Here is a 15,467-nt window from a genome sequence, read left to right on the forward strand (position 1 = left end):
ATCCGCCTTCCACTCCCGCTTTTTTGTTCCACTTCGTTCCACAAAAAGAGCTCCGTTCAAGTCGGGGCGCAACTCAGATTGTAATAGAAAATTTTCACATAATGCAAACAGATTTTTTTAAATACCAGGCGCAAACCACGCAATTTGCCGCCGGATTTGAAGTTGAAAAAGCTTCCGGTTCCTACATCTACGGAAAAGACGGACGAAAATACCTGGATTTCGTAGCCGGAGTTTCTGCCAATACTTTGGGACATTCACATCCTAAAATTGTAGAAGCCATCAAAACACAGGCAGAAAAATATCTGCACGTCATGGTTTATGGCGAATACGCTCAGGAGATGCCGGTGAAATTATGCAGGCTATTAGCCGATGCTACGCCCGAACCTTTAGAGGTTACTTATCTCGTCAACTCCGGCGCAGAAGCAATCGACGGTGCTTTGAAATTAGCCAAACGTTTTACCGGCAGAGAAGAAATTATTTCGATGACCAATTCTTACCACGGAAATACCCACGGCGCTTTGTCGGTTTCGGGGAATGAATTTCACAAGCGGGAGTTTCGTCCGCTCCTGCCGATGGTCAGTTTTATTGAATTTAATAATCAGGAAGATTTTGATAAGATTACCGAAAAAACGGCCTGTGTTTTAGCGGAAACCATTCAGGGTGCTGCGGGATTTTTAGTTCCGGATGCTGACTATTTCCGGAATCTTAAAAAGCGGTGTGAAGAAGTTGGCGCTTTATTAATTCTCGACGAGATTCAGCCTGGTTTTGGCAGAACAGGAAAACTCTTTGCCTTCGAACATCTGGACATGGTTCCGGATATTCTGGTAATGGGGAAAGGTATGGGTGGTGGCGTTCCCGTAGGTGCTTTTATGAGTTCGAAAACGATCATGCACAGTCTTTCTCATTCACCGAAGTTGGGGCATATCACGACTTTTGGCGGAAATCCGCTGATTGCCGCCGCAAGTTATGCTACTTTGCATGAAGTTATTGAAAGTGGTTTGATGAACGAAATCCAGGAAAAAGAAGATTTATTCCGGGAATTATTAGTTCATCCAAAAATAAAAAATGTCAACGGAAAAGGCTTGATGTTGGCCGTGAATCTCGGTTCACCTGATTTCACTTTAGAAGTTGCAAAACGCTGCATGGAAAAAGGACTCATCGTTTTTTGGCAACTGTACCGAAATGAATATTTACGGATTTCGCCGCCGCTTACGATTTCTTTAGCTGAAATTAAAGAGGGTTGCGAATTTATTTTAGAGGTTTTAAATGAAATGGAATAGTACTTCTCATCTTCTGTATCAACAAAAATCGAATTCTCAACCCCAAATGTATGGCGGAATTTAACAAGCTTTGAAACCTTGTAAATTCATTAATTTGAAAAAGTCTTGCAAAGACTACGATTTGATTCTTTCAGTAAAATGGAAAGATGTTTTGAAAAAAAATATTTAAAATAGAAAAGGAACTTTTTCTTAGCCCCGATGGAAGCGGCATCCCGCGATGATATATGTCATGGTTTTGAAACCGGTTTTTCAGAATCGCGGATATAGCGGACAGCGGGACGGGTTTTGTAAGAAAATACCATTTAGTTGCTCCTAATGCCTTAAAGTATTTCCGCAAATATATTGCGTATATTAAAAATTAATTTATATATTGCGAGACATTAAAAAAAGGTAATAATATGGCGAAAACGAAAGTGCAATACGAGTTTCCAATGCACTGTCAGTCAGAGATTTTGTATGAATATATGGCGAGCGCAGAGGGACTTTCTGAGTGGTTTGCGGATGACGTGGTGGAAAAAGGAGACGACTTCTATTTTAGTTGGAGCAATGGTCCCGAAGAAAAAGCGACGCTTATTCGTTACAAACCCGAAAGTTTTGTGCGTTTTCGATGGGAAGAGGATGAAGGAACGAAAAATTATTTTGAAATGACCATCGTTATTGATGATATTACTGATGATTTGGCCCTGAATATTACTGATTTCTGTGATGCCGGCGACGAAGAAGAAAACCGCCTCTATTGGGAAAATTTAATCGAAAATTTAAAATTAAAATTAGGCGCATCCTAATTTTTTTAATCTAAATAAAAAGATGAACGATTTATCGTTCATTTTTTGTTGCTAAAATACGGTCTATTGTGAAATTATCTTTTGCTTCTGAGAATTTTCAAACCCACAACCGCGCCTTTTTATATGGTGATGCGGTACAGGTTTCTTTTTTTATCCGCAACGCTGAATTGATTATGGCGGAAGAATGTTATTTTTATTTAATGGCTTCGATGCGTAAAATGAGAATGGCGATTCCATTGTCTTACACTTTGGAATTTTTCCAGAATTTATTCGGGGAAAAAGTGCTGCAACAGGAACTGAAAAATGGAATTATTCATTTCTTCGTCTATCGGAATGCAGATGAAAAAGAACTTTCAAAAAGTGGGATTTCTTATTATTTCGAAGTCGATGAAGTTGATGATATCTTGTCGGTTCAAAGAGAGTATGAACTTGATTTGATTAAGGAAATCAACGTGAATGCCAATGTTCTAAGCGGTATTCATGTTCATTGTCCGGAAAATATCTACGCAGAAATTTATGCGAAGGAAAATGATCTGGATGACATTATTTTCCTGAACCCCAATAAAAGAATTGCCAGAAGTGTCTTCGGGAACTTATTATTCCTGGAAAATAATACCATTAAGATCCCTAAAACCTCAGAAGGAGCCTATATTTCGCCACTGATGGAAAACTTTGTCACCTTTATTCATAAAAATAATTTGGCTCAGATTCAAGAGTCAGAAATGATTGCCTTTGAATCTCAAAAAGCAGAAGAGATTTTGATGATTTCAGATTTAAAAGGAATTTTCTCTGTTACCAAAATCCGGAATAAAACATTTGGAAAAGAAAGGTTTGCGGAAATGGTGGAAAAATGGAAAACCAGCTTCCTTTAAAAATTGACAAACCCAGTTAACAACCTTTAAAGAAAGTCATTAACCGGGTTTTTTAGATTTTAATTATAATAATAACGGGGTTGCAATCTTTAAATTATACCCCTGAGTATTAAAGTTCTGTTAAAATTTTAAAACGCCAAAAAAGTGAAGAAACAAGATAATTTATGCCGGTTTCCAACCGCTAATCAATTCATCGATACATCTTCCGGCGCATTGGCCCACAAAAGATAATCTCCACCTAGATTCTGCATGATATTTTTCCAGAGACTCTGATCATTTGGAGACGTGTAATCCAGATTATAAACATCTACCGGAGTCCATATTTTTCTAAGGATTTCGCTCTCCAACTGTTGACTGGACCAACCGGAATATCCGGAAAACACCTTCACATCGTTGATGGAAATCTGTTGATCTAAAATGGAAGAAATTACCTTTTCAATATCTTCAGTGAGATAGTATTCTTCGTCTATTGCCAGATATTCTTCTGTGATTTTCTTGCCTTTGCAAATGAAAAAAATCTTGTCGTTTTCTACCGGACCGCCATCATAAACTGCAACCTGGAATTCGAAGATTTCGAGCAGTCTTGAACTCATGTTTTTATTTTTTTTATTGAGTATCAGTCCAAAAGCACCGTTCTCATTATGGTCAACGATCAAAACGACAGAGCGTGAGAATATGTCGCCCGAAATATCGGGAGTGGAAATTAAAATTTTACCTTTGTAAGAATAATTCATCTGATAAATCAGGTTAAATAAAAACCTTTAACCAAATGTAATAAAAATTTAATGGAAAACTTGCACGACAAAAGAAAAATCTACAACCGCGCGGAACTTTTGGAAAATCAGATTAAAGAAAACCCAATGGAGCAGTTTCGGGGTTGGTTCCTGGATGCTGAGCAAAATCCTCACATTTCAGAGGCCAATGCCATGGCGATTTCTACCCTTGAAAATGACGGCTGTCCGCGAACCAGAATGGTTTTGTTGAAATCATTCACTTGGGAAGGTTTTATTTTTTACACCAATTATGAGAGCAGAAAAGGAAAAGCGATTGAAAGCAATCACAAAGCGTGTCTGCATTTTTTCTGGCCCAGTTTAGAACGGCAGATCATTATAAAAGCAGATTTAGAAAAATTGGCTGAAAATTTAAGTGACGGTTATTTTCATTCCCGCCCCAAAGGAAGTCAATTGGGAGCGGTGGTTTCGCCACAAAGTCAGGTAATTCCGGATCGGGAATATTTAGAGGAAAAGTTGAAAAATCTTGAAAAAGAATTTGAAAATATAGAAATTCAACGACCAAAAAATTGGGGTGGTTATCTGGCAAAGCCTTATGAAATAGAATTTTGGCAAGGCCGACCAAACCGTTTACACGACCGGATTATCTATGAATTGCAGGAAGACTTTAACTGGAAGATTTCACGCTTAGCCCCATAAAATAAGTCCCGAATATTCGGGACTTATTTTTTAATATAATCGATAGATTATTTTTTCTTACCACCCATTACAGCGTCTGCTAAATCAGAACCTGCTTTGAATTTTGCAACTGTTTTTGCCTCAATTTTGATTGGCTTTTTAGTAGCTGGGTTGATTCCCTGTCTTGCAGCTCTTTCTGCTACAGAGAAAGTTCCGAATCCTACTAAAGAAACTTTACCATCTTTCTTTTTCAAAGTATCAGTAACGTTAGAGATAAAAGATTCAAGGGCAGCTTTTGCTGCAACTTTTGTAATGTTCGCATCTTTTGCGATAGCGTCGATTAATTCAGACTTGTTCATAATATTAATTAGTTAAGGTTAGTTCCATTGTTAAAGCAAATATAAAACATTTTTCATATTGTGCAAATTATTTGCTAAAATTTAATCAATATTCAATAAAATTCTTGAATACTGGACAAAATATACAATCCATAATTTTGTGTTTAATCGATGTTTCCGCGTTTTATTTTCGTGCCAAACTCAATATTTATCGCTATTGGATGAAAAATAATTATTGTTAATTGTAATTACGAATTATGGAATTCCGTACTAAATCCAAATCGGTATTTCATTATTGTTAAAATAAATGGCCGCTTCGTTTCTTTTTATTGTTTAATTGTTAATGAGAAATGAGGTGAGAATTGAAAATGAAAATTAATTTTATTCCTTTAATTAAAATAATTAAATTTGCGCCATGCTAATTGAAGTTTTTAAATCAAAGATACACCGCGTACGCGTGACCGAATCCGACCTTAATTATATTGGGAGCATCACTATTGATGAAGAATTGCTGGAAGCTTCCGGAATTATCGTAGGCGAAAGAGTTTATATCGTCAACGTCAATAACGGCGAGCGGTTCGATACTTATGCAATCAAAGGGAAAAGAAAATCAGGCGAAATTTGTTTAAACGGGCCCGCAGCAAGACGGGTGCAGAAAAACGACATCATCATTATCATGTCGTATGCTCAGATGACGCCGGAAGAAGCAAAAACCTTTCAGCCGAAAATTATCTTTCCGGACGAGCACACCAATCTTCTTACTTAATTTCTGAAAATTTCCCCTACTTTGAAACAGGACAAAAAACCAAATCCTTTTAAATCCTTTTTAACCATTGCGGTTTCCCTCGGCATTGCGACGCTTTTTATGTGGTTTGCCCTGAAGGGAATGGAGTTTAAAAAAATAATGGGCTATTTCGGAAAAGCCAATTATCTCTGGGTTTTCATCGCAGCCCTATTCGGAATTCTTGCGTACTGGTTTCGGGCGGTCCGCTGGAATCTTTTGCTGGAACCGATGGGTTATGCTATTTCAAACTCCAACTCATTCTGGACGATTTCCTTCGGATATTTAATGAATCTTACCATTCCCAGAAGTGGTGAATTGGCACGCTCAACGGCGTTATTTGGAGTGGAAAATGTGCCGGTCGAAAAATCTTTCGGAACCATTATTCTGGAACGCGTGGTCGATTTAATCTGCATGGTTGGGTTTTTGGGTCTGACATTGATTTTTAAATACAAAGCTTTTATCGCTTTTTATAATTATATCACCGAAGAAAAAGGAAAGACAGAAACAAATGCTTCCAACTCGAAAATTTATCTAATTCTTTTAATTCTTGCAGTAACCGCTGTTTTGTTTTTGGTGTTCAGAAAAAAAATGGAGCGGTTTCCCATTTATCAAAAAGTTATACATTTTGCAAAAGGAATTTTTGCCGGTCTGACCTCCATTTTCAAAATGAAACAGAAAGGAAAATTCCTGGCCTACACTTTAGGAATCTGGATTTCCTATTATCTGGCGGCCTATTTAGTTTGTTTTTCTTTACCGGAAACTTCTCAGTTTACATTTGCAGACGGTTTTTTCATTATCGTCGTTGGGACTTTAGGAATGATGGTTCCCGCTTCCGGCGGAATCGGTGCTTTTCACTTGGCGCTGAAATTCGGAATTATGGCGTTGTTTCTTTCGATGGGTAAAAACCCTGAAGAAGGAGGTGAAGTCGGCCTTTCCTACGCTTTTATTTCGCACACGATGCAACTGGTGATTATGATCGTTATGGGGCTGATTTCGATTCCTATGTTGGCAAAAGCGAGAAGTAAGGCAGTGCAAAATCGGAATTTATAAATTTAAAATGATCATAAAAAAAGAGTTTACCATTACAGTAAACTCTTTTTTATTTTAATTAATGAATTTTAAATCTTGAAATTTTTCTAAAGTTTAATTACCGAATAAATCCTTAATATTCCTAATTCTTTAATGTTTAAAATACGAATGCTTAAGTTGCTGTTTTATTTAAAGTAATAACAGTCAGTGTTTTATCCAAATGCTCTCTTCAGCAAACTCTCTACTTTCGGTTCGCTTCCTCTGAAGTTTTTATACAGTTCCATTGGATCTTTTGTTCCGCCGGAAGAAAGCAAAACTTTATATTTCGCTGCGATTTCCGGGTTGAAGATCCCATTTTCTTTAAAATACTGAAAAGCATCGGCATCTAAAACTTCCGCCCATTTATAAGAATAATATCCCGCGGAATATCCTCCCTGAAAAATATGGGAAAAGCTTGTACTCATCACCGTTTCGGGGTTGCTTGGGTAAAGATTGGTCGCTTTGGTTTCTTCTACTTCAAAGGTTTTGATATCGGCCACTTTTTCAGGAATCGTATGGTAGCCCATATCCAGAATTCCAAATCCGATTTGTCTTAAAGTTTGATAACCTTCCATAAAGTTCTTGGAATCTGAGATTTTTAGAATTTTTTCGTTTGGTAAAACTTCGCCGGTTTCATAATGTTTAGCAAAGGTTTTCAGGAATTCGGGTTCATAGCAATAGTTTTCTAAAAACTGCGACGGAAGTTCCACAAAATCCCATTTTACCGAAGTTCCTGAAAGATTCGGGTAAGTTGTGTTCGCCAAAATACCGTGTAAAGCATGTCCGAATTCATGGAAAAGCGTCGTTACTTCTTGAAAAGTCAATAAACTTGGCGTGTCGGAAGTCGGTTTTGAAAAATTGCAGACCACAGAAATATGGGGACGGTTATTTTTACCATTTTTAATGGACTGGCTTTTAAAACTCGTCATCCAGGCGCCGGCTCTTTTGCCTTTTCTTGGGAAATAATCAGTATAGAGCAGGGCTTTGAATGTTCCGCCTTCGAAGATTTCGTAGGTTTTTACTTCTTCGTGATATTTCTGAATTTCCGTAGTTTCCTTAAATTCTAACCCAAAAAGCGTTTTGGCCAGACCGAAAACAGCGTCCTGAACTTTCTCTAACTGGAAATAGGGTTTCAGTTCTTCATCATCGATATCGAATTTTTGTTTGCGCAATTTTTCGGCGTAGAATGTGTGGTCATAACTTTCCATTTGCTCAATGCCGTCTGCTTTTGCTAAGGTTTTCAGTTCCTCGATTTCTTTTTCTGCAAAAGGTTTTGCTTTCTCTAAAAGTTCATTTAAAAATGATTTTACTTTCTCCGGAGATTTCGCCATTCTTTCTTCCAGAACATAATCAGCGTAATTTTTGTAACCCAGAAGTTTTGCTTTTTGCTGTTTCAGAGCAATGATTTCTTTAATTAAATTCTGATTGTCGAATTCATTATTTTGGAAAGATTTTTTCCCGTTTGCTAACGCCAGTTCTTTCCGCAGCTCCCGGTTTTCAGCGTAAGTCATCAACGGAAGAAAACTCGGATATTGCAAAGTCACCACAAAACCGTCTAGATTTCGCTCTTTGGCTTCGTCGCGGTATTGCTGTAAAATCGCTTCCGGAATTCCTGCCAGTTCTTTTTCTTCGGTAATATGTTTGAAATAATTATTGGTTTCTGCCAAAACATTTTGCCCGAACTGCAGTGATTTCGTGGATAATTCAATGCTGATGTTTTTAAACTTTTCTTTGTCAGCCTCATTTAACAAAGCACCGCTTCTTACAAAACCTTTGTAAGTTTCATTTAAAAGCATTTGCTGTTCATCATTCAGACTGTATTTTTCTTTTTGGTCAAACACTTTTTTTATCTTTTCAAAAAGAGCTTTGTTTTGAGAAATATTGGCCGAGAATTCTGTTAAAAGCGGCGAAACTTCCTGGGCGATTTTCTGGATTTCATCATTGGTTTCGGCAGAATTCAAATTGAAAAAAATACTGGAAACCACTTCAAGTTTTTCACCTGAGAAAGCCAAAGCTTCGATCACGTTTTCGAAAGTGGGTTCTTCTCTGTTTTCAACAATTCCATCGATTTCCTTCTCCGAAACTTTAATGAGTTCCTGAAAAGCAGGAAGAAAATGTTCTTCTTTAATATCATTGAACGGCGCGGATTGATATTTTGTGGTAAATGTTTGTAATAATGAATTTTGCATTTGTGACTGAAGTTTAATTAAATTTTATCTTTAAAAGATTGAACAGCAAATTTACTGAAAAATATATTTTATCTTTGGTTTAACAAAATTCTAAAAAACCATGAAAAAACTATTAAAAATCCTGCTGGCAATCGTTGCTGTTCTGATCATTACGATGCTGGTCATGGGAAAAGCGTATCATTTTGAAAAATCGATTGTCATCAATGCATCCGCGGAAAAAGTGTATTCCCATATTAATTCCACAAAAGCGTTTAATGAATGGAATCCCTGGATGAAGCTGGATCCCAATCTGAAGGTAACTTATTCCGGAAATCCCGGACAAATCGGCGATAAATATTGTTGGGACGGCAATAAAGAAGCAGGAAACGGATGCCAGGAAATTACGGCGCTGGTTCCCAATCAGAAACAATCGACCAAAATGGTTTTCTTTAAACCTTTTGAAAGCGATGCTACTTCAAACATTATTCTTATGCCAGAAGGAAACGCTACAAAAGTAACGTGGGATATGGATTGCGAACTGGATTATCCGATGAACCTGATGAAATTGTTTATGGATAGTCAAATGGATAAATCGTACGGAGAAGGTTTGAATGCTTTGAAAACAATTTCCGAAAAATAAATTTTGAAATAGATATCGAAGTCGGGTTTTAATCCGACTTTTTTTGTGATAGGATAAAAGTAATTCAGTCCTTATTTTAATTATTAAAAGACTGTTAAAATATTGATAATGTTTGAAACCATGAGAAATAATTACCTTAAATTTGTATTCCGTTTGTAAAAAAGCAAAATCTTTAACAAACGACTTTAAATAAAATTGAGAAAAATCAGTAAATGAAAAAATTCACAGCCATTGCGCTTCTTTCTATAACATTAGTTGCCTGTAAAAAAGAAACCAAAACCGTTACCAAAGTTGATCCCCAAACCGGAAAAACCATCACCGTAGAAGTCCCAACTTCCGGCACCGATTCATTGAAAATTGAACAAACAGCAGAACAGGTTCTTGCAATTAGAGATTCTCTGGGAGTTTACAGGCAGACTTTCAAATTAGAAAAAGGCCAGACTTATCCTTTGGTCACTTACCAGAAAGATGTTCAGACAATGACCGCTCCAGATGGAAAATCGCAAAGTGGCACCAGCGAAACGACCGACGAAATGTCATTTACGGTTAATGATTTTAAAGACGGCGTTTATGATATTACCATCAATTTAACAGGAAAAAGAAATTCCCAATCGGCGAATGGTAAAACGGTGACTGTTGATACGAAACAAGCCGAACCCAAAGAGGAGCAGCTGAAAATGATGTGGAAAGTGAATAAAGCTTTGGTCGGAAATAAATTAAAGTTGAAAATGACCGAAACCGGAAAAGTGATTTCCATCACAGGTTTTGATGCGGTTTATAACAAAATTAGTGCTTCTGTGGGATCAACAATAAAAGATGCCAAAGACAAAGCCGGCTTTATCAACAGTTTTAAACAAAGCTTTAATGAAAAAATGCTGAAAGATCAGTTCACCAAAAATCTGGTTTTGATTCCGGCAAAAGGAGTGAAGATTGGCGATAAATGGTCTGCAAGCGAAAATGCCACGCCGGACGGAAAAATAAAATTGACTACAACATACACGCTGAAAAGTGTGGGCGACGGAATTGCACAAATTTCGGTTGCGGGAGGAATTCCTAAAAAATCGGATAAACAAACCCAGGAAGGGGTCACCAGATCAATGAGTTCTGAGTTGTCACAGAATGGAACAATCACTTTGGATCAAAAAACCGGTTGGGTGAAAAATCAGAATATTGCGGTGAAAACAACCCAAGCAGAAACACTTTCAGATGGTAAACAGTCTCAAACAATGAAATCTGTTTCTAATTCAACGGTTATTGTAAATCCTTCAAAATAGGATTGCACGGACTGTTTTAAAGAAACCTTTCTCCATTACTAAAAATAAGAAATGAAATATATATTAGAATTAATTCTAACCACAGTAATCATTTTTTTTGTTTGGAATTTTTTAAAAAGAATGTTTTTTACTAAAATTTTTAAATTTCCACAGCCCAGAAATGATGAAAATGCAAACCAACAGAAACCCAAAGAAAAGTTGGATTCGAAAATCAGGTGGGATGCAGAAACCGTAGATTACGAAGAGGTTAAAGAACCTAAACAAAAATAGAAATTTGAAAATCCTTTGACCATGTCGAAGGGTTTTTCTCAATAATAAACCTAAAGATGTTAAAAAATAAAAACTTAATTTTCATTATCGGAAGCCTGGTGGTTTTCATTGTGCTGGCGGTTATTTATGCCAATCCTGTTTTGACTGGGAAGCAACTTTTTCAGCATGATATCGTTCAGTACAAAGGCGGCGCCAAAGAACTCCTGGATTACCGTGCAGAAAATGGAAAAGAAACCTACTGGAGCGATTCTATGTTTGGCGGTATGCCGACTTATCAAATGGGTGCGCAGTTTCGCGGTGATGTTATTAAAAATATTGATGATCTGCTGAACTTTTTACCGAAGCCAGCGAACTATATTTTTCTTCTTTTTTCCGGATTTTTTCTTTTAGGTTTAGTTGCAGTTAGAAATTGGAAATACGCACTTTTGGGTGCTACTTTTTTTGGGCTTTCTACATATTTCTATATTGCACTTGCTGCCGGACATAACGGTAAAATACACACCGTTGCTTATTTTGCACCACTTTTAGCGGGAATACTTTTGGTGTATATCCGCAAAAAATATGTGGTCGGATTTATTGTGACGGCACTTTTTATGGGCTTGCAAATTGCCGCTAATCACCCGCAGATGACCTATTATCTGTTTATCGCGCTTGCTTTTTTATTCTTATCAGAACTCATTCGTGCGTTTCAGGGGAAAACCGATTGGAAACATTTTGGTATTTCAACGGGAGTTTTGGCACTTGCATTTGTTCTTGGAATTGGAATGAATTCCCAGCGGATCATGGCGAATTCAGAATACATCACCGAAACCGTTCGCGGAAAGCAAATTTTAGATAATGAAAAACATTCTGCCGACAAGTCGGGCATGGATAAAGAAAGCATGTTGATGTGGAGCTATGGCAAACTGGAAACTTTGAATCTGTTTATTCCCCGGTTAATGGGCGGTGCAAGCAATGAAGAAGGTTCTGATCAAATGATGGCGAAACTGCAGCAATTGGTTCAGGAAAATGTGACTTCCCAACAGGAAATGGACCGGATTTCTAAAGGCTTCAGCTCACTTGCTTACTGGGGCGAACAACCGGGAACTTCCGGACCGGCTTATCAGGGAGCGGTAGTTTGTTTTCTGGCCGTTTTAGGATTTTTCTTTGCTTGGAAGAAATACAGATACTGGATTTTAGGAGCGTCAGTTTTGACCGTTCTTTTGGCTTGGGGAAGCAACTTTATGATCGTTTCCGATTTCTTCATCGATTACGTTCCTTTCTATAATAAATTCAGAGCGCCGAGTTCTATTTTGGTCGTTGTCGAATTATTATTTCCATTGATTGCAATTGTAGGATTGTACCGTTTCTTTAATTCTAATGAAAAAACGGAAACATCTTCTGATAACATATTAACAGAGGATTACAAGAAGAAAACTTTGATTTATGTAAGTTCTGCAGTTTTAGGAATTACCTTTATATTACTCCTTTTCGGAAAATCAATTTTAGGATTTTATACGCCTTCGGAAAAAAACTATCTTCCGCCGTTTTTATTGGATTTTTTAGTGGATGAAAGATTTAAAATGTTCAGTATCGATGCGGTAAAAGCAATTGTTTTCGTAGCGGTGACAGCGGGAGTTTTATTTTTAAGTTTAAAGAATAAAATCACTCAGAACATAGCGATTGTCATTATCGGTTTGGTGAGTTTATTTGATTTGTGGAGTGTGAATAAAAGGTATCTGAACAATGATAATTTCATTGATAAATCTTTTACCGAAAATCCTTTCCAGACCGAAAATTCAGAATTGTTGATGCAGAAAGTAGGCGATAACGCCAATTTGAAATCACTGCTGGATAATGCGGATATGAACAAGACTCTGGAGACTCTTGCAGAAAAAGACCGTGGACATTACCGGATTTATAATCAGATTTTAGGACCATTTAATGAAACCAATACTTCTTATTTTAAATCATCTGTCGGAGGTTATCACGCGGTGAAATTACGGAGGTATGATGATCTGATCAACGAGTATTTTGGCAAAATGGATACGGTAAAAGTTCCTCGAATCCTGAATATGCTGAATACCAAGTATATGATTTTTGGCAGTCCCGAGCAGCCGAAAGTGGTAACCAATGCTGATGCAAATGGCAACGCGTGGTTTGTTTCTGAATTAAAATTTGCCGGTACACCAAATGAAGAATTGGATGAGATCGGAGTAATTGATAATAAAAGAGTGGCTGTAATTGCGAAAGCAGACCAGAAATATTTTGACGGAAAACCTTTGCAGCAGGATTCTACCGCATTTTTGGATCTGAAAAAATACGAAGCCAACGAACTCGAATTCACTTCTCAATCGAAAACGCCGCAATTAGCTGTATTCTCGGAAATCTATTATCCAAAAGGTTGGAAAATGTTTGTTGATGAAAAAGAAGTTCCTTACATCAAAGCAGATTATTTGTTAAGAGCAGTATACGTTCCCGCCGGAAAACACAGCATAAAAATGATTTTCGCACCGGAAGTAATCGCAAAAGGAAAAGTAATTTCGATGATCGCATTTGCATTATTTTTATTGTTGAGCGGATTGGGAATTTATTTCATTTACCGCAAAAGAGACAAAAGAAATTTTTTAAATATGAAGGAGTTCAAAAGATAGAAAAAGGCAAATGATAACTCAGAAATACATAACAGATCTAACTTATAGGATTAATGGAGCTTGCATTGAAGTCCATAAACTCCTAGGTTCTGGACTGTCTGAAATTGTGTATCATAAAGCTTTGGAAAAAGAATTTCAATTGAGAGAAATGAGTTATCAGTCTGAATTTAAAATTCCTATTGTCTATAAAGGAGAAAATTTAGATTGCGACTTTAAATGTGATTTTTTAATTGAAAATTTGATTATTCTCGAAATTAAATCTGTTGCGGCCATTTTAGATATTCATAAATCGCAGGTTTTAAATTACATGAATTTATTAAAAGTTCCAAAAGGTATTCTTGTAAATTTTAATGTTAAAAATTTGTATCATTTTGGTCAAGAGACTTTTATCAATAAATATTTTGATCAATATGATTGAAATTTAAGCAAGATTATTTTCGCGCTTTTGCTATCTATTGAATTTCTGAAAATTAACTATTATCTTTTGTTTCTTTTGCGGTTAAAAACTTTTAAAGTAAAAAAATGGATCAAATAATCAATGAAATCTCCTAAGAAAATATTAATCATCACCTATTATTGGCCGCCAGCCGGCGGACCAGGTGTTCAGCGTTGGTTGAAATTCGTGAAGTATTTACCCGATTTCGGCTGGAAACCCACCGTTTTTATTCCTGAAAATCCGAGTTATCCGATTATTGATGAAACACTAGGAAAAGAAGTTTCAGACGATTTAGAAATTATTAAAAGAAAAATTTGGGAACCTTATCAAATCGCCGAAATTTTCGGGAAAGACAATAAGAAATTCAAAGCCGGACAATTTGATGTCGGTAAAAACCAAAGCTGGAAATCTAAACTTTCGATTTGGGTGCGCGGCAATTTTTTTATTCCAGATGCCCGGGTTTTTTGGGTGAAACCTTCTGTGAAATTTCTTAAAGAATATTTAAAGGAAAATCACTTTGATGCTTTTGTGACAACCGGCCCTCCGCATTCGATGCATTTGATTGGCTTGGAATTAAAGAAAGAATTTCCGCAATTAAAATGGGTTGCCGATTTCCGTGATCCGTGGACAGAAATCTCTTATTATAAACATTTAAAACTCACAAAATCTGCCGATCATAAACATAGAAACCTCGAACAGCAGGTTTTTGAAAAGGCGGATATCACTTTAGCGACGAGTTTCTCCGATGCGGAAAACTTCAGGCAAAAAGGGGCCAACGCATTTTGTATTACTAACGGTTTTGATCGGAACGTTTCGGTCGCGGAGCAGAGCCAAAGTGACCACAGAGAAAATTTCACTTTAAGTTATATCGGCGTTCTTGAACAGTTACGCAATCCGAAAATTCTTTGGAAAGTTTTACATGAAATAATTGCAGCAAATAACGATTTTAGAAATAATTTTCAGTTAAAATTTGTCGGTAGAATTGATGATAAAATTTTGGCTGAAATCAAGCAGTCGGAACTGCGCGATTTAATAAATAATTTAGGTTATCTATCTCATTCAGAGGCAAATGTAGAAATGAACGAGTCGGATTTATTACTGATTACCAATTTCCCTGATGAAAGTTCGAAAGGAATTATTCCCGGAAAAATTTTCGAATATTTGGCGACCGGAAAACAGATTCTTTCATTCGGTCCGGAAGAAAGTGATGTCAAGAAAATATTAAGTGAAACCAACGCCGGAAAACATTTTTCTTACGCTGATGAATCAGCATTAAAAGCGTTTTTACTGCAACAGTTCGAGGATTGGAAATCGGGAACGCCAGATTCGAAAACGCACAATATTGAGCAATTCTCCCGAAAAAAACTGACTCAAAAACTGACTGAACTTTTGGGAGTTTTCCAACTTGAATTCAATAAAATTCGGTAAAAACAAAGTCGGACAAATGCCCGACTTTATCTTTTAATTTATAACTCCCCGTCAAATTTTTTTTAAAAAAAACTTCCAACTT

The 15,467-nt window shown here is 36.7% G+C and carries 15 protein-coding genes; 12 read left to right on the top strand and 3 right to left on the bottom strand.

The annotated features are described in order from the left end of the window. The first annotated feature begins 101 nt into the window (after nucleotides 1-101). The 3 genes from NBC122_RS08680 to NBC122_RS08690 all read left to right on the top strand — a co-directional run bounded on the left by NBC122_RS08680 (nucleotide 102) and on the right by NBC122_RS08690 (nucleotide 2,937). Entirely contained in the window at nucleotides 102-1,280 is a 1,179-nt protein-coding gene (locus tag NBC122_RS08680; protein ID WP_133439999.1) for an aspartate aminotransferase family protein, read from the top strand. 398 nt (nucleotides 1,281-1,678) lie between these two features. Beyond that, a complete protein-coding gene (locus NBC122_RS08685; protein WP_133440000.1) occupies nucleotides 1,679-2,065 on the top strand; it encodes an START-like domain-containing protein in 387 nt (128 codons plus the stop codon). Between the two features lie 68 nt (nucleotides 2,066-2,133). Further along, entirely contained in the window at nucleotides 2,134-2,937 is an 804-nt protein-coding gene (locus NBC122_RS08690; RefSeq protein ID WP_246012301.1) for an aminotransferase class IV, read from the top strand. A 185-nt stretch (nucleotides 2,938-3,122) separates the two neighbouring features. Here the strand turns inward: NBC122_RS08690 and NBC122_RS08695 are convergent, their stop codons facing one another. Further along, a complete protein-coding gene (locus NBC122_RS08695) occupies nucleotides 3,123-3,671 on the bottom strand; it encodes a YqgE/AlgH family protein (RefSeq protein ID WP_133440001.1) in 549 nt (182 codons plus the stop codon). 51 nt (nucleotides 3,672-3,722) lie between these two features. On the opposite strand from NBC122_RS08695, the gene pdxH reads away from it, so the two are divergent. Continuing rightward, on the top strand, nucleotides 3,723-4,367 hold the full coding sequence (pdxH, locus tag NBC122_RS08700; protein ID WP_133440002.1) for a pyridoxamine 5'-phosphate oxidase: 645 nt from the start codon (nucleotides 3,723-3,725) through the stop codon (nucleotides 4,365-4,367). 47 nt (nucleotides 4,368-4,414) lie between these two features. Here the strand turns inward: pdxH and NBC122_RS08705 are convergent, their stop codons facing one another. Then, nucleotides 4,415-4,705 (bottom strand): HU family DNA-binding protein, encoded by a 291-nt coding sequence (locus tag NBC122_RS08705; RefSeq protein WP_133440003.1) that lies wholly within the window; start codon nucleotides 4,703-4,705, stop codon nucleotides 4,415-4,417. 394 nt (nucleotides 4,706-5,099) lie between these two features. Here NBC122_RS08705 and panD point away from each other — a divergent pair, with 394 nt between their 5' ends. Together panD and NBC122_RS08715 are read left to right on the top strand one after the other, a co-directional pair. Further along, on the top strand, nucleotides 5,100-5,450 hold the full coding sequence (panD, locus tag NBC122_RS08710) for an aspartate 1-decarboxylase (protein WP_133440004.1): 351 nt from the start codon (nucleotides 5,100-5,102) through the stop codon (nucleotides 5,448-5,450). 21 nt (nucleotides 5,451-5,471) lie between these two features. Beyond that, nucleotides 5,472-6,518, top strand: coding sequence for a lysylphosphatidylglycerol synthase transmembrane domain-containing protein (locus NBC122_RS08715; RefSeq protein WP_133440005.1), 1,047 nt, complete (start codon nucleotides 5,472-5,474; stop codon nucleotides 6,516-6,518). A gap of 191 nt (nucleotides 6,519-6,709) precedes the next feature. Here NBC122_RS08715 and NBC122_RS08720 read toward each other — a convergent pair whose 3' ends face one another. Continuing rightward, a complete protein-coding gene (locus NBC122_RS08720) occupies nucleotides 6,710-8,725 on the bottom strand; it encodes a M3 family metallopeptidase (protein WP_133440006.1) in 2,016 nt (671 codons plus the stop codon). Between the two features lie 100 nt (nucleotides 8,726-8,825). On the opposite strand from NBC122_RS08720, the gene NBC122_RS08725 reads away from it, so the two are divergent. The 6 genes from NBC122_RS08725 to NBC122_RS08750 all read left to right on the top strand — a co-directional run bounded on the left by NBC122_RS08725 (nucleotide 8,826) and on the right by NBC122_RS08750 (nucleotide 15,385). Continuing rightward, a complete protein-coding gene (locus NBC122_RS08725) occupies nucleotides 8,826-9,344 on the top strand; it encodes an SRPBCC family protein (RefSeq protein ID WP_133440007.1) in 519 nt (172 codons plus the stop codon). A gap of 212 nt (nucleotides 9,345-9,556) precedes the next feature. Then, the gene (locus NBC122_RS08730; RefSeq protein WP_133440008.1) at nucleotides 9,557-10,618 is read left to right on the top strand and encodes a DUF6263 family protein; all 1,062 of its coding nucleotides are present in this window, start codon (nucleotides 9,557-9,559) and stop codon (nucleotides 10,616-10,618) included. 120 nt (nucleotides 10,619-10,738) lie between these two features. Further along, nucleotides 10,739-10,888: a hypothetical protein gene (locus NBC122_RS08735; RefSeq protein WP_317127507.1), complete on the top strand. Its 150-nt coding sequence runs from the start codon at nucleotides 10,739-10,741 to the stop codon at nucleotides 10,886-10,888. A 56-nt stretch (nucleotides 10,889-10,944) separates the two neighbouring features. Continuing rightward, nucleotides 10,945-13,521 (top strand): YfhO family protein, encoded by a 2,577-nt coding sequence (locus NBC122_RS08740; protein WP_133440010.1) that lies wholly within the window; start codon nucleotides 10,945-10,947, stop codon nucleotides 13,519-13,521. Between the two features lie 10 nt (nucleotides 13,522-13,531). Then, entirely contained in the window at nucleotides 13,532-13,939 is a 408-nt protein-coding gene (locus NBC122_RS08745; protein WP_133440011.1) for a GxxExxY protein, read from the top strand. 120 nt (nucleotides 13,940-14,059) lie between these two features. Further along, nucleotides 14,060-15,385 (top strand): glycosyltransferase family protein, encoded by a 1,326-nt coding sequence (locus tag NBC122_RS08750; protein ID WP_133440012.1) that lies wholly within the window; start codon nucleotides 14,060-14,062, stop codon nucleotides 15,383-15,385. Nucleotides 15,386-15,467: the final 82 nt, after the last annotated feature.

Source organism: Chryseobacterium salivictor, assembly GCF_004359195.1.
Taxonomy (GTDB): Bacteria; Bacteroidota; Bacteroidia; order Flavobacteriales; family Weeksellaceae; genus Kaistella; species Kaistella salivictor.